This is a genomic window from Polyangium sp. 6x1 (assembly GCF_029946515.1).
GTDB lineage: Bacteria > Myxococcota_A > Polyangia > Polyangiales > Polyangiaceae > Polyangium.
Window position 1 is genome coordinate 1 of record NZ_JARZHH010000065.1, and the last position, 23,421, is coordinate 23,421.

The window sequence follows — 23,421 nt, forward strand, 5'->3', positions numbered from 1 at the left end:
CTGCCCCGGCGCCGCGCCCCCGCACGCCCTCCCAGCCCGCGCTCGAGGCCGTGCGCGACCGCAACCGCGAGCCCGAGGCCGCCGCCGCGCCCGCCGCGAAAAACGCCCCCGCGGCCGACACGCTCCCGCCGCCGCCGCCTCTGCCCTCGGACCTCGCGCCGCCCTCGCCGCCGGTCGCTCCCTCGTCGGTCGAGCGGGTCCTCTCGGCGGCTGAATGGCGCGCCTTCGCGATGGACCTCGACAACGCGCGCGGCCCGAAGCCCGCGGGCGTCATCGATCGGCTCTTCGCGACCCGCTACATGCCCCTCGTCGGCGCCCTCTCGCGTGGCCACGCCGACGGCTCCGTCCAGCGCGTCGTCGACGGCTTCCGCACCGCGTTCGAGCACAGCTACACCGAGGGGTTCGCGGCGATCCGCGCGACCGGTAAGCGCCCGCTCATGGTCCTCGACGCGCCCGACGTGGCTGCGCGGATCGCGCGCCTCAACAACGCCCGCGCCGTTCGCCTGCTCCTCGTCGACGCCCTCCGCTTCGACCTCGGCGAGCGCGTCATGGCGCGCCTCAAGCCGACCTTGCAGGGCCGCGCCGTCTGCGTCGACCGCACCCTGCTCTGGAGCGCCCTGCCCACGACCACGCCGGCCCAGGTCGCGCTCCTCGGCCGCGGCCCCGAGGGCTTGCGCGATCCTTTGCCCGAACCTGGCCCCGAGCCTGACATCGTCCGCGGCCGCGCCCTCTCCACGATCCGGCGCGAGCGGTACGGCACCAAGGAAGTCTTCAAGCTCGACCTCGTCGAGGCGCGTTTGCGTGGCGTCGGCCCTGGCTTCGACGAGCGGCTCGGCGGCATCGCGGACGAGGCGGCGCAGGTGATTGCGCGTTTCATCGAGAGCTCACCCCCGCGCACGCTCCTCTTCGTCTTTGGCGACCACGGCTTCCGCCTCTCGTGCGACGCGCGCGGCACCGCGCCTGCGACCCAGGGCGGCGCGAGCCCCGAAGAGGTGCTCGTGCCCGGGTATGCGTGGCTCGTGGGTGGGGTGCATTGAGCGTGCTGTCCCGTCACCGCGACGGGGCATAGACCGGATCGGGCCGCTGCCAGCACGGCCAGCCGGCCCGTTCCGAGACAAACCGGTCCGCCCGTCGGCGCGGCGGCCGGAAAAGGCTCAAACCAAGGTCATTACGATGAACGGCGTGGCGACGAGCCGAAGCGCCTCGACGGGTTTCGCCCATGCGCGCCCCTCGATGAGGCCGCCGAGCCCGACGACGGTGACGGCGACCCACGCGATGAACGCGAGTTGCATCCTCAGCGGCCGGGTGTTCAGGTCGTTGATGAAAAGGAACCACATCATCATCGCGATCGTGAGCCCCGTCATGGCCATCAAGTAAAGCGCCGACTCGCGGTTGAGCTTCACGTCGTATTTGGGCCGATCGAGCCTGACCTGGGTATCGGCCTTCGCCATGCTCTTCGGTCGCCAGCCGGGGGGCATGATCCAGACACCAAGCTCATCCATGGAGTCCGATGTGCGCGACGCGCGTTCGATCACATCGTCCAGCGGGGCCCACATGCAATGGACGGGGTCGAAGGACGCGACCTGCTCGACCGCGCCGTACACCGGAGGCTCGTGCTCCTCCGCGAACGTGCCGAACATGCGATCCCAGATGATCAGCATGCCCCCGAAGTTCTTGTCGAGGTATTGGGGGTTGATGCCGTGGTGGACGCGGTGATGCGAAGGCGTGTTCAGCACCCACTCGAGCGGGCCGAGCTTGCCGACGAGCTCGGTGTGGAGGAAGAGCTGGTAGGCCGCGTTGATCGTGACTGCAATGGCGGCCTGCCTGGGGGGAAACCCGATGAATGCGAGGGGCAGGTAGAACGCGCGCTCGAAAAACCCCTGCGTCGGGTGCTGGCGGATCCCGAGGGCGAGGTTGTAGTCCTCGCCCTGGTGGTGCAGCGCGTGCGAGGTCCAGGCGACATGCACGCGGTGCGAGAAACGATGAAACCAGTAATAGCAGAAATCGACACCGATGAGCAGTCCGATCCACGCGATCGGTGACATCTTCACGATTTTTAATGCGGCGGAACGATCGTAGATGAATTCGTAGGTGACCTGCAGGAAGCCAAAGAGGACAACAGCGGGGGCGAGCTGCGCCATGCCGAGCAACAAGTTCGACGTCGCGTCGGGCACGCGAAAGACCTGCCGCCCACGCGTGCGGCCCACGTGCCATTCGAGCCCCATGACGATGACGAAGGACAACAACAGGAGCGCTTGAAGCACGGTGGACGAACCTACTACCACACGCGCACTCCATCTTGTAGTAGGATGCCACGCATCGTGGACTTGACCCGGAAGCACCCAGAGAAGCAGCTCTTCGGGCCCATGATTCGCGATCTGGCCATCACCTTCGTATTGCTCGCGCTCGTCGCTGCGTGTTTCGTGCGAGGTGGCAGGTTCGTGCCAGACCTCCCAAATCCCTCGCGGCTCGTGAATGTGGAGGCCGTGAACGAGACGCTCCGCGATGTTTGCGGGGCGTGGGCGCCCGCAGATCATCTCGTCCTTCGTGTCTCGACGCTCGCTGAAAGCAGTCAGTCGGGGCGAGCAAGCCGTCCCGAGAACCCCTGGGCAGGCCTGGAGCTCGGCCCGCTTTTCGATGATTACGTTTTTCCGGTCCTCAAGGTGCTCGCCGTGGGTCTCCTGGGGAGGGAACGACGTATCGGCTTATGGGGAGCGCTGATTCTTTCCGTGGTCCTCACGCCGATCGGAGGGCTCCTCGTCGCGCTGCTCTCCGGGCCTCCGCCGCCTCCGCCCGACGCGGAAGCGACGCGTCACCGCGAAGCGCGCGACGGCGCATAAATCAGATCGGACCGCACCGCATACTTCACGCCGGCCGTGACCTCGGCCCCCTCGTGCAGGAGCAGGTGATCGAACACGACGACGCTCCCCGGGGCGGGCTGCACCGCGAATCGCACGCGATTGTCGAATTTGCGCCCGCGACCCTCCCCGCGGCGGCTCTTCTTGTCCTTCATCTCGAAGAAACGCGTCGAGCCGCCCTCGAAGCCATCGTTCAGATAAATCATCAAGGACGCGCGCGTCTCTCCCCGCGGCACGGTCGTGCGCACGTCGAGGTGCGGGGAGAAGCGCTGTCCGACCTCGTATCGATAGACCCGGAACCGATCGTTCAAGCCCACGAGGGGCGAGGCCTCGTGCTCCGTGTCCACGTGCCCCCGAATGCGCGCCCAGAGCCCCTCGGCGAGCCGCGGCGAATCGAGCACGACGCGCAGATTGTTCCGCGCCGCGAGGTTCACCCGGTACGTGTCGTTGCCAATGGCGAGCCCCGCGTGCGAAAAGCCGATCGCCTCCGCCGTGGTGATGAGGCGCTTGTTTTCCTTCGGCGACATCACGCCATGCAGGACATAGACCCCCTTTTCGACGTCCTCGCGGCGGACCGCGACGGCGCGGTCCTCGTCGAGCAAGACCTCGTCGAGGCGATGCGGCACGGCGCGGAAGGTCTCCTCCCTGCGGAAGGAGATGTGGGTTCGGGTTTTCATGGACATTCCCTCGGGCAGCCTGGACGCCTTTGACGGAGTGAGCGCCATCATGTATACGATGTCGCATGGATTCTCCCATCCTCGAACGTCTCGCCGAGCTTCGTCGACGCCTGACCCGGCTCCGCGACGGACTTTGACCTCCCCCGGCAGGCGCGGCGCCTCGCCGAGCTCGACTTCCTTCTCAGCGAAACCGACCTCTGGCGCGACCGCGAACGTGCGGAAGAGCTCCTCGCGGAGCGAGCACGTCTCGGCGCGCTGAACGATCGGATCACGCACGCCGAGCGCACGCTGGGCGATACGCATCCGTTCGTCCTGCTCGCCCTCCAGGAAGGCGACGCGGACGCGCTCGCCGCGGCCGAAGCCGATCTCGCGGTCATCGAGGTCGAGCTTCGCGAGGCAGAGCGCTCGTGCGTGCCGCCCGAACCGGAGGGGTGCATGGGCGCGATCGTGTCCATTCAACCGGGCGCGGGCGGCATCGACGCCAAAGACTTCGCGGCCATGCTCTTGCGGATGTACCTCCGCTGGGCGGCAAAGCGAGGGCTCGTCGTCGACGAGCTCCACCGGCAGGAAGGAGACGAAGCGGGGATCGACGGCGCCGCGCTCCGGATCCCGGGCGCCGGCGTGTACGGCGCTCTCCGGGGCGAGACCGGCGTCCATCGGCTCGTGCGCGTGAGCCCGTTCGGCAGAGGCGATCGGCGACAAACCTCGTTCGTCGCGGTCGAGGTCCTCGTCGATATCGATGACGCGATTCCCGTCGAGATTCGCGACGACGAGCTCGAGGTGACCACGATGTGCGCCGGCGGGCCCGGCGGACAGAACGTCAACAAGGTCGCGTCGGCGGTCCGGATGCGGCACGTTCCGACGGGGATCGTCGTCGTCGCTCGGTCGGAGCGCAGCCAGCTTCAAAACCGCGCGAGCGCGCTCCGGCTCCTCCGGAGCAAGCTCGTCGAGCTCGAGCTCGAGCGGCGCGAACAGGCTGCGGCGGCGAGGCGCGGCGCCCGTCCGATCGCTCGATTCGGGCACCAGCGGCGCAGTTATGTCTTTGCGCCGCAGCGGCTCGTGCGTGACGAAATCAGCGGGGGCGTAAGCCCCCATGTCGAGCGTGTCCTCGACGGCGACCTCGACGCCCTCCTCGACCTGCCCCCGAAAAACTGATCCACCTCGGCGCGCGCTCGCCTACGCTGAGGCCTCACCTCGGCGAGGCCCACCATGCAAGACCCTGCGCGCAGTGACGTTCCCACCGAACCCACCCCGCCCGCTGAATCCGAGGTCATCGCGGACGACGTCCGCCAGCTCCACCGGATGGGGTATGCCCAGGAGCTCCTCCGGCGGATGAGCGGCTTCTCCAATTTCGCCGTCTCCTTTTCGATCATCTGCATCCTCGCCGGCGGCCTCACCTCCTATCACCTCGGCCTCTCCGCCGCGGGCGGCGCATCCATTGGCCTTGGCTGGCCGCTCTCCTGCCTGCTCTCCTTTTGCTTCGCGCTCGCGATGGCGCAGCTCGCCTCGGCGTTCCCCACGGCGGGCGGCCTCTATCACTGGGCCTCCCTTCTCGGCGGAAAGGGACTCGGCTGGGCGACGGCCTGGTTCAACCTCGTCGGCCTCGTCACCGTCCTCTCCGCGATCAACGTCGGCGCCTATCTCTTCATCGCGAGCTCGCTCGGCCCCGTCGTCGGCGTCGACCCCGACAAACTCGGCCCGGGCCATCAGCTCGTGGCCGTCGTCGTCATCACCGGGACGCAGGCCCTCTTCAATCATCGCGGCATTCGACTCACCACGCGCCTCACCGATTTCAGCGGGTATCTCATCTTCGTCGTCGCGACCGTCCTCACGGTCTCCATGCTCCTCTTCGCGCCGCGCCTCGAATGGTCGCGGCTCGTCACGTTCACGAATTTCAGCGGCGCGCGCGGCGGCGACGTCTGGCCGGCGACGGACGGCATGGGCTGGCTCTTCTTGCTCGGCCTGCTCATGCCGGCGTACACCGTGACCGGGTTCGACGCCTCCGCGCATACCGCCGAGGAGACCGTGGGCGCCGCGGCGAACGTCCCGCGGGCCATTTTGCGCGCCGTGCTCCTCTCGGGCATTTTCGGGTATCTGATGGTGACCTCGATCCTCCTCGGCATGCCGAGCGTGGAGGTCGCCGCCTCGAAAGGCCCGAACGTGTTTTTCTGGGTGATGAGCGAGATCGTGCCGCGACCCTTGCAGATCGCCCTCTACCTCGGGATCGGCATCGCCCAGTATCTTTGCGGGCTCGCCACGGTGACCAGCGCCTCGCGCATGACGTACGCGTTCGCCCGCGACGGCGGCCTGCCCTTCTCTGCGGCCCTTCGCCGCGTGAGCGAGGTCCACAGGACGCCCGCCCATGCGATCTGGGTCGTCGCGGCCGTCAGCACGGCGTTCACCGTCTACACGCCCGTGTATTCGACGATCACCGCGGTCTGCACGATTTTCCTCTACATCTCGTACGGCATGCCCATCGCGCTCGGGCTCTACGCGTACGGACGAACCTGGACCACGATGGGGCCCTTTTCGCTCGGCCCGTGGTATCGCCTCGTCGCCGTGATTTGTGTGTTCGCCTGCGCGCTCATCCTCGGCATCGGCGTCGCGCCCCCGAATGACAAGGCGCTCCCGATCACGCTCGGCGCGCTGCTGCTCTCGATTCTCGTGTGGTTCGGGGGGCTGCGGCGGGTGTTCAAGGGGCCGCCTGCCGCGACGGGTACGTCCTGAAAAACGTTTCTCAGAACAGAACGAAGATCACGAAGAACCCGATGAGCAGCACGATCGCCGCGCCCACCGCAGCCGCCAGGTAAAACCCCATCTTGCTGACGGGGTGCACGTGCTGCGCCGGGCGCTGGTGCAGCTCCGTCACCGTCATCTGCGGCTGCCGCGCGCTGTGCAGCGTCGGCGCCATGGCTCCTGGCGGCGGCGCGGTCGGCGGCGGCGCGGTCGGCTCGTCCTCGATGTGCGCGCCCAGGGGCATCACCGGCGGCGTGAAGACGCCGGATGGCTCGATGTAGACCTGCGTCGGCTCCGAATCACGCGAGGAGCGCGGCGGCGGTACGTACGCCGGTTTCGGCCGCCGCGCCGTTTCTTCGGCCCGCGGCTGCGAAGGCGGCGCCCCCGGGGCCATCATCAACGTGCCGAGCGGACCCGCCGACGACGGCGGAAAACTCCCCGACGCGGGCGACGTCCGCGGCGAAGGCGCGGGCGACGAGGACAATGGCTCCATCACCAGCGTGCCGAGCTGACCTCGCGGCATCGGCGGCTCGTCCGGCATGGGCGTGTGCGCCGCGCCGTTCGTGCCGACGTGGTCCCTCGCCGGAGCCGCGGCCGCGGCCGCCGGCGCTTTCCGCCCCTGCGCCGCGAACACCTCGAGCATGTGCGCGACGACCATCGCGCTGCCGATCCGCTTGTCGCGCTCGCGCTCCATGCACCGCGCCACGATCTCTTCGAGCGCAGGATCCACCGAGGGCATGAGCTGCGAGATGCGCGGCACCGGGCCGCTCGTGATTCTCGCCGTGATGTCCGCACGCCCGCCCTCGAACGGACGTTGCCCCGCGAGCATCTCGAACAGCACCACGCCGAGCGACCAGAGATCGGTCCGCACGTCGAACGACTCGGGCGCGGCGAGCTGCTCCGGGCTCCGATACGACGTCGATCCGAGGCCGAGCATCTCCGCCACGACCGCGGGCACCGCCCGCGCGACCCACAGATCCAGGAGTTTTACGGTGGGCTCGTCCGTGCCCGGCTCTCCGTGCAGGAACACGTTCGCCGGCCGGATGTCGCCGTGGACGAGCCGCGCCCCGTGCGCGATCGACAGCGCCGTCGCGATGTCGCGACCGATCTGCGCGGCGAGCGGCGGCGAGAGCGCACGCTCGCGCGCGAGCCTGTCGGCGAGCGTCTCGCCCGTGAGCAGCTCCATCGCGACGAACGGCTCGCCGCCGGCCGTCTCGCCCACGTCGTGGATCGTGACCAGCGTGGGGTGCTTGGCCGCTTGCGCCGCGCGCGCCTCCTCGCCGAGCCGCCGCCCGACCTCCGCGTTCGCAATGCTGAGGAGCTTCAGCGCGACGTGCCGCGACGCTGTGTGGTCCTCCGCCTCCCAGACGGCCCCGAGCGCGCCTGTCCCGATCTGCCGTACGAGGCCGTATCTATCGCCGATGAGTTCGCCGTCGCTCATTGCTCTGTTCGACTCGACCCGAAATCATGCCCGCGTTCAAGATTCCTTCAGAGCGATCGAATGCGCCGCGCCGCCTCTTCCAGCACGGCGTCCTCCTTCGCGAAGCAGAACCGCGACAGCGTCTCGCCCACCGGATCGCCGTAGAACGAGGTGCCGGGCACGCTCGCGATGCGGACCCGCTCGAGCAAGAGCATCGCCGCCGCCTTCGCGTTCGGCGCGCCGAGCCTGCGGATGTCGGCGAGCACGTAATACGCGCCCCGCGGCACGTACGGCGTGAGGCCCGCGTCCGCGAGCGCGCTGCAGAGGATATCGCGCTTTCGCTGGTAGCCCTGCCCGATCGAGGCGAAGTATTCGTCCGGCATCCCGAGCCCCGCGACCATCGCGTGCTGCAGCGGCGTCGGCGCGCAGACGTAGAGCAGATCGTGCGCCACCGTGATCCGCCGCGCGGCCTCGGGCGGCGCCGTCAGATAACCGCATCGCCAGCCCGTCACCGCGAACGTCTTCGAGAACCCCGAGATCGACACCGTGCGCGCGGCCGCGTTTTTCCGCGTCGCGAGCGGCACGTGTTTCTGCCCGTCGAACACGATGTGCTCGTAGATCTCGTCCGTGATCGCCACGAGGTCGTGCGCCTCGGCCGCGTCCGCGAGCCAGTCGAGCTCCTCCTCGGTCCAGACCTTGCCGCTCGGGTTCGACGGCGTGCAGACGACGACCGCGCGGGTACGAGGACCGATCGCCCGCGCAAACGCCTCCCGATCGATCTCCCACGACGGCGGCCGCGTCGGCACGAGCACCGGCACGAGCCCGAGCGCGAGGATCGTGTTCAGGTGGTAGCCGTAATACGGCTCGAACAGGATCACCTCGTCGCCTGGATCGAGCAGCGCGAGGCACGCCGCCGCGAACGCGCCCGTCGCGCCCGACGTCACCACGACCTCACTCGCCGGATCGACCTCGCGCCCGTAACGCTTCTGCAAATCCCCCGCGATCGCTTGCCGGAGCGGCAGGATCCCCTCGGGGGCGGTGTAGATCGCCACGCTCGCGTCGATCGCCGCGTTCGCCGCGCGGGCCACGGGCGGCGGCGTGGGCAGATCGCACACGCCTTGCCCGAGGTTGATCCCGCCCACCGCCTCACACGCGCGGCTCATCGCGCGAATGTCGGAGATGACCAGCGAGCTCAGGCGTTGACCGATCCGCATGGCTGCACCCTACCTCAACACGGACCTGGAAGTCCCCTCCGCTGCGCACGCCCGTGACCACGAAGCCCCCGGCCGCTCCTTGCCCGAAACGCCGGACCATGGCACCCCCGCCGCCGTGCATCCGTCGACCTCCGCCGAGACCCGCCTCGTTCGTGAGGGTGATCGCGCCCTCATGACCGAGGTCTGGGCGCTCGCCTGGCCGGCGATCACGCACATGCTCTTGATCACGCTCGTCTTCCTGGTCGGGCGGCTCTTGCTCGGGCGGTACTCGCCCACGGCGCTCGCGGCGATCCAGATCGGCGGCGCGACGACCTGGACCCTCTACTCCGTCTGCACCGCCTTCTCCGCCGGCACCCTCGCCGTCGTGGCTCGACGCGTCGGCGCCGGCGACCGACCTGCCGCGGCTCGCGCCGCCCGCGCCGCGCTCCTCTTTGCGGCCGTGCTCGGCGCCGTCGTCGCGTTTGCCCTGTATTTCGCGGAAGGCCCCTTCATTCGAACCCTCTTCCCTCGCGCCGGCGCGGCCGTGCATGCGCAAGCGGGCGCGTACCTCCGCGTCGCGTGCTGGGCCATGCCGCTCACGTTCGTCGAGGCGATCGCGGCCGCGTCGCTGCAAGCCTCGGGCGACACGCGCACGCCGCTCGTCGTCGCGGGCGTGGGCAACGTGCTGAACCTCGCGCTCAACGCGCTGCTCATCTTCGGCCTCTTCGGCCTGCCCGAGCTCGGCATTCGTGGTGCCGCCGTCGCGAACGCCGCGACCATGTCCCTCGAAGGCCTCCTGCTCACCTTCGCGCTCTATCGTCGCGCGAGCCCGCTGCCATTGAACAGCGCGAGCTTCGAGGGAGCGGGGGATGCTTTGCGGCGCGTCCTCCGCGTCTCGAGCGCGGCGTTTGGCGAGAAGGCGGCGTATCACCTCGGGTACATGTTCTACGTCGCGATCGTCGCGCTCCTCGGGGAGGTCGCGCTCGCGGCGCAGCAGGCGGCGATCAGCATCGAGTCGATCTCGTGGCTCTCGGCGGATGGGTTTGGCATCGCGGCGGGCGCGATCGTGGGCCAGAAGCTCGGGGCGAATCGACCCGAGGAGGCGGCGCGGGCGGGCCGGGTCGCGGCCATGCTCGCCGTGTTCTGCTTGACCCTCGTCGGGCTCTCCTTCGTGACCATGGCGCCCTTGCTCGTCGCGGCGTTCACGCCGGATCGGACCATCGTGGAGACGGCCGTCCCGGCGATGCGCGTGGGCGGGTTCGCGCAGCCGTTCATGGGGTTCGCGATGGTCACGGCGATGGCGCTGCGCGGCGCGGGCGACACGCGCACGGTGCTCGGCACGATGATCCTGTGCGGCCTCTTTTTGCGGGCGAGCGTGACCTGGCTCTGCGCGATCAAGCTCGACCTCGGCCTCGCCGGCGTGTGGATGGGCAGCACGGCCGACTGGGTTTGTCGGGCTGTGCTGCTCGGCTGGGCCTTTGCGCGGGGGCGGTGGAAGAAGGTCGAGGTCTAGCAGGCGGGGGGCGCTATGCGCCGTCGAGGCAGGTGAATCCCACGCAGCTCTGATCGTTCTGGCAGTCGTTCGTCGACACGCATTGCACGCCGAGGCACGACGGCAGCGACGAGCACGCGGTGTCGCCGCAATTGGCGATGGCGGCGCGCTGGTCCTCGGTGAGGCCCTCGCAATCGGTGCGACACTTCGCGGTCTCGTCCGCGGCGAGGCCGCACGTCTGGAAATGGTCGCAGGCCGCCTTGCACGCGGCGAGGCTGTCGGGCGGGGGGTTGGTCGTGCTCGACCCGATGCATTGCCGGAACGTGCTCGCGTTCGGATCGCAGATCTGCTGCGTGGGGCAGTTCTCGTCGGTGAGGCAACCCTCCTCGCAAATGGAGACCGAGGGCTGCTCGCAGTGTTGGCCGGGCGAGCAGGTGACATCGCCGCATTCGGTGTAGCCGGGCCCCTTCTGGGGTGTTTCGGAAGACGACGACTGACACCCGCCGCCGAACGCGCCGAGCGCGAGGGCGAGGAGCGAGACGATCTGGAACGGAGCACGTCGAAGCGATGCAAGCATCATGGGTACCTCCCTTTGAAGTGGCCCATATGTGCGTCGCGCACGCGTGTCTGGCTTCTCGCATTTGTGCGAGAAGCCTTCGCAGAGTTGCAATGACACCGCAATCGCGCCGGCTCAGAACGCCGCGCGAAACCGCTGCGTGAGCGCGTCCATGAGCGCCCGCACGCGGGGTGTCTTGCGCAGGTCGGGGTGGGTGAGCAGCCACGCGGTCCGTTCGAGCGGCGCGACGCGCTCGCGATACCCGGGCATCTCCACGAGCTCGGGGTGGAGCGCGGCGATGGGGCGCGGCATGAGCCCGACGCCCACGCCGCCGGCGACGAGCGACACGAGCGCGCTGAACTGGGCGCGCGTGGCGAAGTGAGGCACGTGCTCGCGCTCCCACGCCGACTCGGGCGAGGAACGCTCGCTCAGCGCACGCACGACCCAGAGCGGCTCGGGCTCGCGCCGCACGGCCGTCGCGGTCCCGAAGACCCCGTACGGAAGTTTGCCAAGACGAACCCCCCAGCATCCCGGCGGCGGCCGCCGCATGACGCCGATCGCCACGTCGACCTCGCGATCCCGCACGCTCGGCCCCGAATCGCCGAGGATGAGGTTCACGCGCAAGGGGTATTGCGAGGTGAGCTCGGCGATCGGTTCCACGAGAAAGGGGAGCAAGGCCTCGACGGTCGTGAGGCTGACCTCGCCGACGATTTCCGTGGCCTGGGCGTGCAGTTGCCCCGAGACCTCCGCGAGGGCCTTGCGCATGCGGTGACCGACCTGCGCGACCATGGCCCCGGTCTCGGTCAAGCCGCCGGTCCCTGCGCCGCGCTCGAGGCACGGCGCCCCCACGGCGGATTCGAGGATGGCAATGCGCCGGTACACGGTGGATACCGACACGCCGAGCTCACGCGCGGCGCCGCCCACGCCGCCGGCGCGGGCGACCGCCTCCAGATACCGGACGTCTTCCCAGAGAATCGACATGTCAGGGCTCGATCTTCGAGGGGAAATCGACCGGATCGGGGCAAGCTTGCACGAGGAGCGACGCGCTCGTCGAGCACAGGAACGTCGACGAGTGATCCTCGTAGCCGAACGTGTACACGTACGGGCACTCGCCCTTCACGGCGGGGCTGTAATCGGTGCCCGCCTGCACCCCGAGCGCGGTGCAGCCCGCGCTGTCGTACCGGTAGGTAAAACCATTGTACGCGTGCACCGAATCGGGGCAGCAATACTTGAGGCACGCGTCGTCCCCGGCGCCGACCTTTTGCGTCACCGTGCAGAGATCACACCCGCCGAGGCACGTATTCGCCTTCCCTGGCGCCGCATCCGTGCAGCCTGCGGGTCCACACGAGAGCCTGCGGTTCGCGTGCGCCCCCTCGTCGTGACCGAACCCGACCGCGAAATCGGGGGCGCCGTTCCACGTCCACTCGGGCCCGCCGATGTTCCCGGCGTTGAAGACCGTGCCCGTGGGGATACGGTTCGCCGAATGGCCGTCCGGGCACGTCCCGCAGGAGCCCACGATCACCTTCTTCCCATTGCCGTCGATCATCGTGGGGCACTCCTTGCACCCCGCGGGCGCCGGCGCGAACGCGTCCGACCCGTCCGGGCATTGCGTGTTCACGTCGAACCGGCACCCCGTCCCGCGGCACCAGAAAATGTTGTTCGGATCCGGCGCGCCGCCCCCGCAGCTCTTCATGCCGACCGAGCTCGCCGTCGTCCACGCGTTGACCGCGCTGATGTCGTAATAAAGCGAGCCCTGGCCGGGGCTATCGTACGTGAACTCGAACGTGGAGTTCTTCGCGGCCTCGCTTCCGACCTCGCACGCATTGCCGTACGGATTGCACCCCGTCGCGAGCCAGCCCGTCCCGCTCGGGAACGCGGCGTCGTTCGGCAGGACGATCTCGTGCTCTTCGCCCGGCTCGAGCTCGAAGAACGGGTTGCACGCGCAGGTGTTCCCCTTGCAATACACGAGCCCGGGATCCCCGCCGCCGGCCATGTCCTTCGCGATCTGCGTGCATTGCCCCACGCCCTCGGGGTCGCCGCACGCCGCCCCGTTCCACGCGCAATCCGTCGGCCTCGCCCACGTCGGCGTCGTCCGGCCATCCATCTTGAACCAGCGCGTCTCGGCGCAATTGTTCACGAGCTTGATCCGGCGCACGCCGTCGTCGGCCGGACAGAATGCCGTCCCGGCCTCGTACGCGGGCCCGCGCGAGCCCGCGCCGCCGCTGCCGCCCGCGCCCGCGCTGCCGCCCGAGCCTGCGTCCCCGCCGGCCCCGCCCGCGCCCGCGGATCCCCCGGATCCCGTCGCATTCGTGCCGGGGCCGTCGCCCGAGCAGCCCCAGCACACGAGAGCCACCGACGCCACGGCGGTCCACCCGATGTTCCACGCACGGTTCGTCATGGCAGGGAGCCTATCATCGCCCGGCCCTCCCGTGGTATATGCCCCGCCATGGCACAGGTCCACGGCGGCAGGCTCGTATCGAAGGCGCTCGCGCGGCACGGGGTCACCCACCTCTTCACGCTCTGCGGCGGGCACATCCAGGCCATTTACGATGGGTGTCTCGACGACGGCATCCGCGTCGTCGACGTCCGGCACGAGCAGACCGCGGGTCACGCGGCCGACGCCTGGGCCCGCGTCACGGGCAAGCCCGGCGTTTGCGCGGTCACGGCCGGACCCGGCGTCACCGACACCGTCACCGCCGTCGCCAATGCCCAGCGCGCGGGCATCCCCATGATCGTCATCGGCGGCGCCGGACCGCGTTTGCTCGCCGACATGGGCTCGCTCCAGGACATGAACCACGTCGAGCTCATGCGCCCCATCACGAAGTGGAGCGTCTCCGTCCCCTCCACCGAGCGCATCCAGGAGTACATCGACGCCGCCTTCCGCATCGCGCAGGGCAACGTCCCCGGCCCCGTCTTCCTGGAGATGCCGCTCGATCTCCTCATGAACTTCGGCGACGACGCCCCGCCCGCCACGGTGCCCTTCGACGAACCCCCGCGCCCCGGCGGCAATCCGCACGCGATCGCCCGCGCCGCGGCCATGCTGCGCGAGGCCGAGCGGCCCATGTTCATCGTCGGCACGCAGCTCCGCTGGTCGCCGCGCAAGGACATCCTGCGCGCGTTCGCCGACGCCATCGACGCCCCGTATTTCCTGAACGGCATGGCGCGCGGCGGCCTGCCCCACGCGCACCCGAACTTCTTCGCCCGTTCGCGCCGCGTCGCGCTCGGACAAACCGACCTCTGCGTCGTCCTCGGCACGCCCTTCGATTTCCGCCTCGAATACGGCCGCGCCATCAACCCGGGCGCCCGCGTCGTTCAGATCGACCTCGATGGCAACGAGATGGGACGAAACCGCAAGGTCGACGTCGCCATTCACGGCGACAGCGGCCTCGTCCTCGAGCAGCTGCTCGCCGAGGTGAAGGAGAAGCGCGCGCCCGGCTGGATCGCGGCGATGCGCGCGGCCGAGGACAAGTCGCGGGCCAAGATGCAGCCCGAGATCGACGCCACGACCGACCCGCCGAACCCGCTGCGCGTCTGCGACGAGATCGGAAAGCGCCTCGGCAAGGAGGACATCGTCATCGGCGACGGCGGCGATTTCGTGGCCACTGCGGCGAACGTGATCAAGCTCGAATGGCCGCAGCTCTGGATGGATCCCGGCCCGCTCGGCACGCTCGGCGTCGGCCCCGGGTATGCGATGGCCGCGAAGCTCGCCCGTCCGGGCGCGAAGGTCGTGCTCATTTACGGCGACGGCTCGTTCGGCTTCAACGCGGCCGAGTTCGAGGCGCTCGCGCGGCAAGGGATTCCGGTCGTCAGCATCATCGGCAACGACGCCGCGTGGATGCAGATTCGCCGCGGTCAGGTCGATCTGTACGGCACGGAGCGCGCGCCGGCCACGGCGCTCGAATACACGCGTTATGAAAAGGTCGTCGAGGCGCTCGGCGGCGTGGGCTACTGGGTCGAGCGCACCGAGGACCTCGGCCCCGCGCTCGACGCGGCCTTCGCCGCGGACAAACCGTCCTGCGTGAACGTCAAGATCGCCCGGAGCGAGTTCCGCAAGGGCGCGATCAGCGTGTAGCGAGGCGGGACGTGGAGCTCCGCTTCTGCAACCCCGAGCTCACGAGCCTCGATGATCTCGACACCGAGATCCTCGCGTGCAGCGTGTGGGCGGACGCGCGCCCGGTGCACGGCACCTTCGGCCTTTGTGATTGGCGCCTCGCCGGGCACCTGTCCGGGCTTTTGCGCAGCGGCTTTTTGACGGGCAAGCTCGGCGAGGTCTTGATGGTCCCGGCCAAGCCGCGCCTCACGTTCGACAAGCTCCTGTTTTTCGGGGCGGGTCCGCGCGAGGGGTTCGGCGAGGAGGCCTTCCGTCGCGTCGTGCAGCACATGCTCGACGTGATGGAGGGCCTCGCCGCGCGCGTCGCTGTCGTCGAATTGCCGGGCCGCCCGGACGGCCTGATTCCGGCCGAACGAGCGGCCGACATCCTGCTCGCGAGCGCCGGCCGCAAGCGCGAGCACGACGTCTGGACGCTCGTCGAGGGCGCCGACGGCAAGCAACGGATCACGCAGCACATGATCGAGGAGCGGCGGCGGGTGCGGCGGGTCCTCTAGCGGCTCAGGGCAGGGCTCGACAAACCCCTTTTCGCTGCGTATTGCAGATTCGCCCGTCGACCATCGGCGCGAGCGGTTTTCCCTGCGCGTGAAGCGCGCCGAGCGCGTCCACGACGACCTGCTTCAGGTCCCGCCCCTTGGCCACGACCATGGATGGATTCAGCATCGTGTATCCGTCCTGGTTCGTCTTCGGATTCGGCGTGACCAAAAACTCGGTCGTCACTGCGTAGATCACGTCCTTCGGTCCGATCTTGTGGGGTTTGTCGCCGAGCAACGTCAACCTCGTGGCCGTCTTCGCGGCCGGGTCGTGCTCGAATGCGAGGCCGGCGATCTGCAGAAAATGCCCCTGTCCCGTCCAGTCCTCGATGCTGCGGTTCAAGACCTGCTGCAGCGTCTCCCCGTTGATCTCCACGAGCCGCAGCTCCGCGGAATACGCGAAGAGCTCCTCGATATGCCGCCGCGTGATCGGCTCGCCTTTGGGCAAGTTCAGGTTCAGCCGGAGGGATCCGCTGTTCACGAAGGCGACGTCGGGGCGCTTCTTCGCGTCGGGAAAGGCGCCGAGCGCGAGGTCGAGGATCCAGTCTCCGAGGTTCGTCTCGAAGCGACGAATGTCGAGCTCCTCGGCGACGAGGTCCTCCCCCGCCGTGGCGAGCACCTCGCCGAGGCACCCCGGGCCCGCGGGCGGCTTCTGCTGCGGGCAGTATTCGTCCTCGTGTTTTCGTAACGTGGCATCGACCCACGACTTCATGTCGGCATCCTCGGGCACGGACGGATCCTCGAGCGGGATCCATTCGTGCGCGATATGGAGGTCACCCTTCAATCGAGCGATCCGGAGCACGTTCGCGGTCACCGCCTCCGCGTCGGCCTTGTAGATGCCGCGCTTCCCGGCCATGAACTTTTGCTTTTGATGCTCGTGCCCACCGACGAGGACGTCCGGTCCCTCGGCGCCGAGCCGTCCGAGGAGCGCCTGGTCCGTGCTCATCGAGAGGTGCGTGAGCCCGACGACCGCGTCCGCGCCCTCCTTTCGCAGCGCCGCCGTCTGCGCGCGCGCGGCTTCGATCGGGTCGTGGATCGCCGCAACGTACGGTGCCTTCGCGCCGATCGTCACGCCGAAGATCCCGACCTTCAGCGATCCGCATTGCACGATCGTCCGCGGCAGCACCTTGCCTTCGGGCCATGTGACCGCGGGTTTGCCCTCTTCGTCGATCTTGAAATGCACGTTGCTCGATAACCAGCGGAACTCCGACTCCGCGAGCCGCGCCGACAGGACGTTCGGATCCTCCTTGTCGAACTCGTGATTGCCGAGGGCCACGAAGAGCCGCTCGTCGTTCCCCTCCCGGCCGTCGAGCCGGTTCACGGCTTCGATCATCTGCCCGCCCTTGTACCTGTTGCTGAGGAGCGACGGAAACAGGAGGTCGCCGGCGTGCAGCACCACGAGGTCCGGGTACGTTTTTTCGAGCTTCTTCCGGAGCGTACGGACACGCGCCATGCCGCCTCGGCCGCGCGGCAAGGATTCGATCCGATAGGTATCGTTGATCGAAAGGATGGCGCAGCCCGGCTCGGGCGCCGGGGGCTTCAGGGGCGTCTCGGCCGCGGGCGCGCCGCAACCCGACGCGAGGACGAGGGCCACGAACAGGGCCGGGGCGTGTGTCCGGGCACGATCACGAATCCGAGGCGGCATCGTCCCCAGCGTATACGCCTCCCCGAGTTGAAATCCAGCGCGACATCGCTGTTGACTTTCAATTTCAAGAACGTTACACGGCATCGACTCGAATCGAGAACCGCATGCATCCTCGCACCCTGCTCGGCTCGTTTTTCCTGCTCGCCAGCGCGACGCCGGCCTTCGCCGACGAGGCCAAACCTGCGCCCTCCGCCTCCGAGGCCCCGCCAAACGAGGCGCCCGCGAAGGCCGAGGCGAAGCCCGAAGCCGCTCCGGAAAAGTCGAAGGAAGGTGAGGCCGCGGCCGAAGCGCAGCGGCCGCCGCCCGCGGTGATCGAGGTGAGCGTGCTCGGCCGGAGCGACGACGCGCTCCAGAAGGTCCCGGGCTCGGGCACGTTGATCGGCGCGAAGGAGATCCGCCGCGCGATGCCCGCGGAGACGGGCGAGATCCTGCGGCGCGTGCCGGGGGTCGTGGTGCGCCCGGAGGAGGGCCTCGGCCTGCGCCTCAACATCGGCATGCGTGGTCTCGACCCGACGCGCAGCCGGCAGGTGCTCATTCTCGAAGACGGCATCCCCGTCGCGATCAACCCCTACGGCGAGCCCGATCTCTACTACTCGACGCCCGTCGAGCGCATCCGCGCGGTCGAGGTCGTGAAGGGCTCGGGCAGCATTTTATTCGGACCTCAAACCATTGGCGGGGTCGTCAACTTCCTCACGGCGCTGCCCCCGGACAAACCCGAGTGGTCGCTCGAAGCGCAGGCGGGCCAGCGCAACTACTACAAGCTCTCGGGCCTCTACGGCGGGACGGCCGGCGACGCGCGGTACGTGCTGCAATTGACCCGCAAGCAAGGCGACGGCTTCCGCGGGATCGAGTTCCACGCCACGGATTTCCTGGGCAAGATCGCGTTCCCGACCTCGGCGCGCGGCGAGGCCACGTTCAAGATCGCGGTGTACGACGAGTTCTCGCGCTCGACGTACGTGGGCCTGACGCGCCGCATGTTCGAGCTCGACCCGCGCACCCCGTCGATCGCGCCGCACGACCAGTTCAACGTGCGCCGCTACGACGCCTCGCTCACCCACGAATACCGCATCTCCGAGGCGACGCGGCTGCGCACGACCGTCTATGGCTACATCACGGACCGCGTCTGGCGCCGGCAGAACTACGACCGCGAGGCCAGGCCGGACGTCAGCTACGAGCGGATCGTCGGCGATCCGACGGTCTCGGGCGCCGCGGTTTATTTCCGCAACACCTCGATGGTCCGGGACCGCGAATACGAGGTCCTCGGCATCGAGCCGCGTATCGAGCACCGCTTCGAGACGGGCCGGGTGCGCCACACGATCTCGGCCGGCGTGCGCGGGCACGTGGAGACGGCCGATCGAAAGCAATTCCAGGGCGAGATCATCGAGACGGAGGCCGGCAACGTCCAGGACCGCGAGCACCACCGCACGTTCGCGTTCGCCGCGTATGCCCAGGACCGCCTCGCGTTCCGGGACGACCTGCTCGTCACGCCCGGCGTCCGCGTCGAGTATGCGGCGAACCTGCGCAGCGTGGATCGGACGGCGGAGAGCGGAACGTCAAAGGACGTGACGAACCGCGGCACGAGTGATTCGGTCGCGGTGATGCCCGGCATTGGAATGGTGTACGGCACGCCGAAGCTGAACGTCTTCGGGGGCGTGCACGTCGGGTATGCGCCGCCGCGCGTGTCGGCCGCCATTTCCCCGGGCGGCCAGGACGCGCAGCTCGACGCCGAGCAGAGCACGAACTACGAGATCGGCATGCGGCTCGCGAGGCCGAAATGGATTCGCGCCGAGGTCACGGGGTTCGTCATGAGCTTCCGCAACCAGATCGTCACGGGCACGGAGGCGAGCGGGCAACAGAGCGAGCTCGCGAATGGGGGACAAACCCTGCACAAGGGCGTCGAGGCCCAGGTCACGCTCGGCATCGGCCAGGCCCTCTCCCTGCCGCTCATGGTCGACGTGACGGGCCGCTACACGTATTCCGTCGCGACGTTCCGCGGCGGCCCCTTCGACGGCAATCGCCTGCCGTACGCGCCGCTCCACACGGCGAGCGCGACGCTCGACGTCGAGCACCGCATCGGGATCGGAGCGCAGGTCGCGTGGAGCTTCATGAGCGATCAATTCGCCGACGAATACAACACGGTGCTCGTGGACCCCACGGGGCGGATCGGCATCGTGCCGTCGTATCACCTCGTCGACGTGGCATTGCGGTACCGCCACGCGAAGACGGGGCTCGGCGCGCTCCTCACGGTGAAGAACGCGCTCGATCAGGTGTTCGTGGCGACGAGGTTGCCCGACGGCATTCAAACGGGCGGGTTCCGCCAGATCAACGTCGGGCTCCGGTGGGATCACCGCTGAGGCGATTCGCGATTACTTCGGAATCGGCGGGACCGGGGTCGTGCCGACGGTCGTGCCGGCCTCGGCGCTCCATTGCCAGTTGTCGATGACGGCCGTCGAGTCGAGGGAGCCGTCGCCCGAATCGTAGGCGCCCCAGCGAATGCGAATGGTGCTGCCCGGCGTGACGGGCGCCTGCGTCTTCAGCCAGCTCGTCGCCGCGTGGCCCTCGAAGCCGGTGCCGTCGAGCTCCGCCGTGCCGAGCGGACAATCGAACGTCTTGCCGCCCGCGGTGCAGGGCGGGCCGCCCGCGCAGCCGCACACGTTCATGAACGCGTTGTTCACGCTGATGGGGTTACCCTGCATGTCGAACGAGATCTGCCCGTCCGTTTGTCCGTCCGGGATCGGCGAGAGGATCGCCACGAAGAAGTCGTTGTACTGGCTGCAAATGAAGACCGGCCATTCGTACGTGTAGAAGTTGAAGTCGAACGAGAAGCCCTTCGCGTTCTGCGGCACGCGAATCTCGAGCTCGACCGCCGTGGCGTCGAACGGCGTCCCCGTGAGTTTGCCCGGACAAGCAGGCGACTCCTTCGGGAAGCCCTGAGGATGGCCACTCGAATATCCCTTGGTGAAGCCGCCCGGGCTCTGGTAGCCCGGATCCGAGGGCTGGCGCGCCGCGCCGCTGGAGACGCCGAAGATCTTGCTGCCCGCCCGCGGCGTGACGTTCGGGCCGAAGCCGCTGAGGATGCCGTGGCCGAGGTGATAGTTCGTGCTGCCGTTGGCCGGCGAGCCGTCGGCCATGACCCATTGCGCGCTGACCACGCCCCAATCCGTGCCGCCCGGCGTGGCGACCTTGCAGAGCTCCACCGCGCGCGCCGCGTCGAAGGGATCCATGCTGTCGACCGCGAGGGCCCCGTCGCAGGTCTCGACCGGCTCGTCGGCCACCATGTTGCAGTTCTCGTCCGCGGGCTTGTACGCGGGGTTCATCACGTCCCCGACGACCTCGACCGAGTTCGGGCTGACGTTCGCGTCGCAATCGTTGCAATCGCCCGTCGCCTCGCTGAACCCGTCGCCGTCGTCGTCCGCGTTGATGTCGGTGTCGCATACGGGCTGGCCGGCGCCGTTGCCGCCCCCGCCCGGGCCGACGAACGAGCCGCCGACGTCGGTGTTCGAGCCGGCGGTGCCGCCCTGCCCGCCCATTCCGCCGTTCCACTCCTCGCCCCCGGAACCCCCGTCGCCAAAGACGTTGCGACCGCTCGTGGCCGTGCATGCGGCGCCCAGCGCGGTGCTGCCTGCAAGGCCGACGAGACCGATCCACTTCACCAAGCTCCGCATGGCCACTCCTTGAAAAGCTGCTCCACATCGCGGCCTGCCGGCCCCGCTCCACGTGGGGCCGCTCGGCCGGTCGACAGTCTACAGGCAAGGCCGGTCGTTGGTGCAGCAAGAAAACGGCGGAGGGACGAACGAAAGATGAGGCCCATCGTCCGGGCGAACCCGGGCGTTGGAATGGTCGGTTTTTCTAGCGTTCTCCGGGCTAACGCGCGCGCCCGGTCTCCGAAATCGCGCGCCAGAACCGCTCGAGCCGATGCTCGATCGCGCCGAAGACCGTGCCCGCAGGGTAATGGCCGGTGTCGTCCGCGATACCTGCGGGCGAACCTGTGAGCAGCTCGATACCCTCTTCGACCGCAGAAATCACGTGAACGTGAAATTGTTTGCGCTCGATAGCTTCGACCACGTCCCCGCGCAACATCAGCGCGTGCTGATTCGTGGCCGGGATCAGGACGCCCTGGTTGCCCGTGAGGCCTTTGGCCGCGCAGAGATCGTAGAATGCCTCGATTTTTTCATTGAGGCCACCCACGGGCAGGACGCCGCCTTGCTGATCGACGCTGCCGGTCACCGCGAGGTCCTGCCGGAGCGCATACCCGGAGAGCGCCGAGAGCAGCGCGTACAGCTCGCTCGACGAGGCGCTGTCGCCGTCGATCGCCTCGTACGTCTGCTCGAAGACGAGCGAGGCGCCAAACGAGAGCGGGCGAAGCTGCGCGAACCGGAGCGACAAGAAGCCCGACAGGACGAGCACGCCCTTCGCGTGGATCGGGCCGCTCATTTCGACCTCGCGCGCGATGTTCACGGGCCCCTCGGTCCCCGGATACACGACGGCCGTGACGCGGCACGGCCTGCCGAACGTGACCGGTCCGTCGCTCAAGACCGAGATCGCGTTGACCTGGCCGACGCGCCGGCCCGTCACCTCGATGCGGATCGTGCCGTCGGCGAGCAGCTCGTGGACCTGGTCGCGGAAATGATCGCTGCGCCTGCGCGCCGCCGCGAGCGCGCTGCAAATCTCGGCGCCGTCGACGATGCGTTTGTCCTTTCGCGCCGCGCGGTAGCTCGCCTCCGTCGCGACCTCCGCGAGCAGGCCGAGCTGCGCCGTGACCTTGCGCTGGCTCTCGGCGAGTCGGCCGCCGTAAAAAAAGAGCTCGGCGACGGCGTCCGACGTGAGCGGCAAGAGGCGCCGCTCGCGCACGATGTCCGCGAGGAACGAGGGGTAGGTCGCGAGCGCCGCCGCGAGCGGCATCGTGCCCTCGAAGCGCGCCTGCACCTTGAAGAGCTGCGAGAACTCGGGGTCGGCCTCGTGCAGGTCCTGGTAGAGGTCGGGGCTCGCGATGAGCACGACCTTCAGGTCGAGCTGCATCGGCGGGAACATGAGCTCCTCGCTCGTGCCGCGGTAATACGTGGGGTTGTGCTCGGGCACGATGAACTTGCTCGCGAGCAAGCACGCCTTGAGCTGCTCGTAGAGCGCCTCGTTCTTGAGCAGCGCGTTCGCCGGCAGGATCAAAAATCCCCCGTTCGCCAGGTGCAGCGCGCCTGCCACGGCAAACCCCGGCTCCGGCGGCGTGCCCGTGTCGGGCGGCGCGTAGCTCCGGCCGAACAGCGCGGACAAGGTCGGGTACGGGACCTCCACGACCGGCGCGCCCGACCCGGGCTTGTGCTCGGTGAGCAGCGTCGGCACGACGATGCCCCGCACGAGCACGGGCTGTTCGTCATTGCCGGGTTCGTCCACGAGCAGGCGCGTCTCGCGCGTGACGAGCGTCTCCACCTCGCCGAGGAACGCGAGCAGCTCGTCCCGGCCCTCGAAGCGGGCGCGCACCGGCGAGAAGCACGCCTTCACCGCGTCGCCGAGGAGTTGCTTCGTCGTCCCGCGGAGCTCCGAGTCGGCCTCGTCCTGCACCTCGGCGAGCCGCTCCTCGAAGGCCTCGATCGCCGTCGTGATCTGCCGGATCGACTCGCTCGGCGGGCTCTCGTCGACGAGCGGCGTCACCTGGAACTCGCGCCCCGCGCGCACGACGTCGAGCCCGAGCCCCTTCGCCTGCGTGCGCAGCTCCTCCTCGAGCCGCGACTCCTCGGCCTCCACGCGACGCTGCCCCCGCGCCCGCGCCTGCTTCCATCGCTCGCCTTCCGTCGCGCCGTGGATCGACTCCAGGAGTTTTGCGTAGAGCTCCTCCATCGCCTCCGTGAACGGACGGCCTTCGCCCGCGGGCAGCGTCAGCACGGTCGGCTCGCTCGGCCTTCGCGGGTTCGGAAGAAGCAACATGTCGTCCGGCGTCGACAGCGTCGACGCGAGCCTCCGCGCCACCTGACGCGCGCAGAAGGTCCGTCCCGACCCGGACGGACCCACGACGACCACGTGAAACCGTGAGTGCCGTATGTCGAGCCCGAACGAGAGCGCCGCGAGCGCGCGCTCCTGCGCTGCGATGCCCGAGACGGGCTCCACCTCTTCGGTCGTCTGGAACGACAGCTCCGCGGGCTCGATGCGCTTCAGGCACTCCGCTGCGGTCAGCTCACGTGCGGGCATATCGCCGGAAGATACCACCCGAC

General features: G+C 68.9%; 17 protein-coding genes and 2 pseudogenes. 9 read left to right on the forward strand and 10 right to left on the reverse strand.

Going from position 1 to position 23,421, the window contains the following annotated elements; translation table 11 throughout:
- Positions 1 to 1,037, forward strand: a pseudogene (locus tag QHF85_RS39280) (hypothetical protein); the annotation flags it as partial.
- Positions 1,038 to 1,154: 117 nt separating this feature from the next.
- On the opposite strand, the gene QHF85_RS39285 reads toward QHF85_RS39280, so the two are convergent.
- Positions 1,155 to 2,264: a sterol desaturase family protein gene (locus QHF85_RS39285; protein ID WP_281332555.1), complete on the reverse strand. Its 1,110-nt coding sequence runs from the start codon at positions 2,262 to 2,264 to the stop codon at positions 1,155 to 1,157.
- A gap of 57 nt (positions 2,265 to 2,321) precedes the next feature.
- Here QHF85_RS39285 and QHF85_RS39290 point away from each other — a divergent pair, with 57 nt between their 5' ends.
- Positions 2,322 to 2,840, forward strand: coding sequence for a hypothetical protein (locus QHF85_RS39290; RefSeq protein WP_281332556.1), 519 nt, complete (start codon positions 2,322 to 2,324; stop codon positions 2,838 to 2,840).
- Here the strand turns inward: QHF85_RS39290 and QHF85_RS39295 are convergent.
- Entirely contained in the window at positions 2,813 to 3,535 is a 723-nt protein-coding gene (locus QHF85_RS39295) for a 2OG-Fe(II) oxygenase (RefSeq protein WP_281332557.1), read from the reverse strand. The two genes, QHF85_RS39290 and QHF85_RS39295, sit on opposite strands and share 28 nt — an antisense overlap.
- Positions 3,536 to 3,700: 165 nt before the next feature.
- Between QHF85_RS39295 and QHF85_RS39300 the strand changes: the two are divergent.
- The 3 genes and pseudogenes from QHF85_RS39300 to QHF85_RS39310 form a co-directional block, all read left to right on the forward strand.
- A pseudogene (locus QHF85_RS39300) lies at positions 3,701 to 4,243 on the forward strand (PCRF domain-containing protein); the annotation flags it as partial.
- Between the two features lie 51 nt (positions 4,244 to 4,294).
- A complete protein-coding gene (locus QHF85_RS39305) occupies positions 4,295 to 4,690 on the forward strand; it encodes a peptide chain release factor-like protein (protein WP_281332605.1) in 396 nt (131 codons plus the stop codon).
- A 54-nt stretch (positions 4,691 to 4,744) separates the two neighbouring features.
- Positions 4,745 to 6,262 carry an amino acid permease gene (locus QHF85_RS39310; protein WP_281332558.1) on the forward strand — a complete coding sequence of 506 codons (1,518 nt, stop codon included), beginning with the start codon at positions 4,745 to 4,747 and terminating at the stop codon, positions 6,260 to 6,262.
- 10 nt (positions 6,263 to 6,272) lie between these two features.
- Here QHF85_RS39310 and QHF85_RS39315 read toward each other — a convergent pair whose 3' ends face one another.
- On the reverse strand, positions 6,273 to 7,712 hold the full coding sequence (locus tag QHF85_RS39315) for a serine/threonine-protein kinase (protein WP_281332559.1): 1,440 nt from the start codon (positions 7,710 to 7,712) through the stop codon (positions 6,273 to 6,275).
- Between the two features lie 47 nt (positions 7,713 to 7,759).
- Entirely contained in the window at positions 7,760 to 8,905 is a 1,146-nt protein-coding gene (locus tag QHF85_RS39320; RefSeq protein ID WP_281332560.1) for an aminotransferase class I/II-fold pyridoxal phosphate-dependent enzyme, read from the reverse strand.
- Between QHF85_RS39320 and QHF85_RS39325 the strand changes: the two genes are divergently transcribed.
- Positions 8,904 to 10,397 carry an MATE family efflux transporter gene (locus tag QHF85_RS39325; RefSeq protein WP_281332561.1) on the forward strand — a complete coding sequence of 498 codons (1,494 nt, stop codon included), beginning with the start codon at positions 8,904 to 8,906 and terminating at the stop codon, positions 10,395 to 10,397. The genes QHF85_RS39320 and QHF85_RS39325 overlap by 2 nt on opposite strands.
- 13 nt (positions 10,398 to 10,410) lie before the next feature.
- On the opposite strand, the gene QHF85_RS39330 is transcribed toward QHF85_RS39325, so the two are convergent.
- The 3 genes from QHF85_RS39330 to QHF85_RS39340 form a co-directional block, all read right to left on the reverse strand.
- Complete coding sequence (locus QHF85_RS39330) at positions 10,411 to 10,956, reverse strand: hypothetical protein (protein ID WP_281332562.1); 546 nt, start codon at positions 10,954 to 10,956, stop codon at positions 10,411 to 10,413.
- Between the two features lie 111 nt (positions 10,957 to 11,067).
- Positions 11,068 to 11,913, reverse strand: coding sequence for a LysR family transcriptional regulator (locus QHF85_RS39335; protein ID WP_281332563.1), 846 nt, complete (start codon positions 11,911 to 11,913; stop codon positions 11,068 to 11,070).
- A 1-nt stretch (position 11,914) separates the two neighbouring features.
- Positions 11,915 to 13,330 carry a hypothetical protein gene (locus tag QHF85_RS39340; RefSeq protein WP_281332564.1) on the reverse strand — a complete coding sequence of 472 codons (1,416 nt, stop codon included), beginning with the start codon at positions 13,328 to 13,330 and terminating at the stop codon, positions 11,915 to 11,917.
- A gap of 48 nt (positions 13,331 to 13,378) precedes the next feature.
- Here QHF85_RS39340 and QHF85_RS39345 point away from each other — a divergent pair, with 48 nt between their 5' ends.
- Positions 13,379 to 15,004: a thiamine pyrophosphate-binding protein gene (locus QHF85_RS39345; protein ID WP_281332565.1), complete on the forward strand. Its 1,626-nt coding sequence runs from the start codon at positions 13,379 to 13,381 to the stop codon at positions 15,002 to 15,004.
- A gap of 11 nt (positions 15,005 to 15,015) precedes the next feature.
- Positions 15,016 to 15,537, forward strand: a complete 522-nt coding sequence (locus tag QHF85_RS39350; protein WP_281332566.1) for a M17 family peptidase N-terminal domain-containing protein — start codon at positions 15,016 to 15,018, stop codon at positions 15,535 to 15,537.
- Between the two features lie 4 nt (positions 15,538 to 15,541).
- On the opposite strand, the gene QHF85_RS39355 is transcribed toward QHF85_RS39350, so the two are convergent.
- Positions 15,542 to 17,218, reverse strand: coding sequence for a 5'-nucleotidase C-terminal domain-containing protein (locus tag QHF85_RS39355; protein WP_281332567.1), 1,677 nt, complete (start codon positions 17,216 to 17,218; stop codon positions 15,542 to 15,544).
- Between the two features lie 104 nt (positions 17,219 to 17,322).
- On the opposite strand from QHF85_RS39355, the gene QHF85_RS39360 reads away from it, so the two are divergent.
- A complete protein-coding gene (locus QHF85_RS39360; RefSeq protein ID WP_281332568.1) occupies positions 17,323 to 19,572 on the forward strand; it encodes a TonB-dependent receptor in 2,250 nt (749 codons plus the stop codon).
- Between the two features lie 12 nt (positions 19,573 to 19,584).
- Here the strand turns inward: QHF85_RS39360 and QHF85_RS39365 are convergent, their stop codons facing one another.
- Together QHF85_RS39365 and QHF85_RS39370 are read right to left on the reverse strand one after the other, a co-directional pair.
- Positions 19,585 to 20,883, reverse strand: a complete 1,299-nt coding sequence (locus tag QHF85_RS39365) for a choice-of-anchor L domain-containing protein (RefSeq protein WP_281332569.1) — start codon at positions 20,881 to 20,883, stop codon at positions 19,585 to 19,587.
- A gap of 199 nt (positions 20,884 to 21,082) precedes the next feature.
- Entirely contained in the window at positions 21,083 to 23,398 is a 2,316-nt protein-coding gene (locus tag QHF85_RS39370) for an AAA family ATPase (RefSeq protein ID WP_281332570.1), read from the reverse strand.
- Positions 23,399 to 23,421: the final 23 nt, after the last annotated feature.